This is a genomic window from Pelomonas margarita (assembly GCF_043555875.1).
Taxonomy (GTDB): Bacteria; Pseudomonadota; Gammaproteobacteria; order Burkholderiales; family Burkholderiaceae_C; genus Pelomonas; species Pelomonas margarita.
In genome coordinates this window covers 1-2339 of sequence record NZ_JBIGHW010000041.1, presented here as the reverse complement: position 1 = coordinate 2339, position 2339 = coordinate 1, and the positions used below count along the sequence as shown (strand labels likewise).

Here is a 2339-nt window from a genome sequence, read left to right as displayed (position 1 = left end):
CTCATCGTGGACGATTCAGCTACATTCAAACCAGTTCCTGCGCGCCTCCCCGGCGCCGCCACGGCAAGCTCAGTTTTGCCGTCCACGATCAGCCTGAAATGGGCGTCCACGATCGCTGAAATACGCAAGAGTCGATCAGGTGCCCTGCATCCATCTGTACGCGCGGATGCAGGAGTTGGTGTTCTGCCCCTGGCACAGATGCCTGCTCGAAGAGCAGTGCCCCAACTGCAACGCGCATGTCGAGCTGATGCAAGACATGGCCACGGCCGGGCCACGGCGCGTCGGTGTCGGTGAACTGAGCCTGTGTCTGAGGTGCGGCGGTCCCCTGGATGCGATGGCTCCACTGGCAATGGACTTCGAGTTCGTCCGTCGGCTGCCGTACTGGCTCAGGGAATGGGGCCGCAAAGGTCCTGAGGCCGTTCAAGGGCAGGGCATGCCCCTCGATCAGCTTTGGCGCGAGTACGAGCGATTGAGTCGCCCGCCTCCGCCGATGAGCGCTGTCGAGCGACATCTACGCATGACGATGTCTGCGTTCCTTGAATCCGCAGGCAGAGCGAGGGCTATGAAAACTTCGGCGCCAGTGCGGGCACGCGTTGAATCGTTGCCCACGCAGGATGGGTCGCAAAGACATGGGCCCGGTCCTGGCAAGCCGTGATGTCGCGCCTACCTATCCAAGCCCCACCCATGCCCTTTGAGTCCGCCTCTGGGTACCTGCTGCGCGTGTTCGGTCTGAACGGCATCAGCGTCAAGGAATCGGTCAGTCACTGTCGAGTCGCTCGGCGCGCACGTCTCCTGGCGACAGATGCCGACCTACTCGCCGAACTCGTAGGGGTGCAGGCTGACTGGTTTGAGCATCGGATGCCGATACCGCACGCACGCGATCAGTGGCCCGGGGTACGGCTGTTCGGCCACGTGTGGCAGGAGACATGGCTGTTGCGCGGCATCCACCAGCAGATATGCCCCGCCTGTCTGGACGAGCATGGCGTGGCCCGCCTGGAGTGGGATCTGCTGGCCTACCCGGTGTGCCACATACACGCGCGCCCATTGCAAGATGCCTGCGCGGTCTGCGCACGGGCACTCAGCCCTATGCGCCCGGCGCTGGACGTGTGCGACTGCGGTGCGTATCTCGCCACGGCGACGAAGGTCTCGGGCGACATCGAAGCTTCCGTGCTGCGATGGTGCGAATGGCTCTCGACACAAGTTCTGCCGGACGTGCTTGCAGCGCAGGCCACCGAACCTGAAGCCATTGCTCCACAGTTGCTTGGCACCAGCCCTGACGGGGCTTTCCGCTTGATCTTCGTGTTCGGCGGGGCAACGAAGGCGTATCGCGGCGCCAAGATCCAGGACAGGAAGACTTGGTTGAGCAGCGCGCGCGTGCAGCAACTGCTCGCCCATGGGCTGGATGCCCTGCAGGCGTCGGCAGAGGGCCACCGCTCAGGCCTGGACGGAAGCGCGTCCCGTGCACTGGCTGAGCAGGCGATGGTGGGCGTCACGGTCTGGGACCGCGCCGCCGCCGCGCGCGAGATCCGGAACCTGAAGCTCGGTCGGAGATGGCGCGATTCCGTCCCCCGGCATCCGGCTCAGCAGGAGCTGTTTGACGGCTTGCTTTGAAGGCCTGGTGAGGGACACATGGATTCCGGGCGATCAGCTTCGCTACGACAAGGAGATCAGTGAATGAAAGACTTGGACATTCGCCTGCAGGGCAGGCCATGGGCAACTGACGAGATGGCTCGGCACGATGAATTGCCAGGGCGGTTGGAGATGGTGGGTGGAAAGCTGTGTCTCGACGACGAGCAGCGGATGCTGCTTCTGGGAGCCCTTCTGGAACACGTCGGAACCGCTTGTGCCGTCCAGCTCGGACCGCTGCGTGCCTGGAAGGACGCCATCGCTCAACGTCAGGAGGACGAAGACTGGGATGCGATGCCAGCGGTCGGTGTTGAGCAGTTCTGGCGGCCGGCGACGCAGCGACTTTCTTTCAAGAAGCGACTTGAGCTCAAGCCGCTCGTGAAGAAGAGGCGAAAGAAGAGCCGATAGCTCACGCGAGCGCATTTGCGAGGTGCGACCATGACACGTCGGTAGCCCTTCTCTCCGTGAGACGGACTCTCCTGCTCCTCGTGTTCGAGTGGCCGATCGATGTGATCAGCCGTGGGCGTCAATGCCTTGAGCCGCAGCAGGAAGTTGCCCGATTTCAAGAGAGCGCTGCGGCACCTATTCTTACTGTGTCAATAAAATCAAGGCATTATGCGGACTTCTTGATTCTTTGGTTGAGGATCGATGAACGTCGCAGACCGCTTTGAGGAATACCTGGAGCATTTGGCTTCGGGGCTGGGACACGCCGA

At 62.5% G+C, this 2339-nt stretch carries 2 protein-coding genes; both read left to right on the top strand.

Annotated elements, in window-relative coordinates:
* Nucleotides 1-654: 654 nt before the first annotated feature.
* The gene (locus ACG0Z3_RS23085; protein ID WP_394402381.1) at nucleotides 655-1611 is read left to right on the top strand and encodes a TniQ family protein; all 957 of its coding nucleotides are present in this window, start codon (nucleotides 655-657) and stop codon (nucleotides 1609-1611) included.
* 63 nt (nucleotides 1612-1674) lie between these two features.
* The gene (locus ACG0Z3_RS23080) at nucleotides 1675-2034 is read left to right on the top strand and encodes a hypothetical protein (protein ID WP_394402379.1); all 360 of its coding nucleotides are present in this window, start codon (nucleotides 1675-1677) and stop codon (nucleotides 2032-2034) included.
* The last annotated feature ends 305 nt before the right edge of the window (nucleotides 2035-2339 follow it).

Bases quoted from the DNA above. Each gene is read 5' to 3' on its own strand.
- ACG0Z3_RS23085 (WP_394402381.1), top strand. From the start codon at position 655: ATGTCGCGCCTACCTATCCAAGCCCCACCCATGCCCTTTGAGTCCGCC.
- ACG0Z3_RS23080 (WP_394402379.1), top strand. From the start codon at position 1,675: ATGAAAGACTTGGACATTCGCCTGCAGGGCAGGCCATGGGCAACTGAC.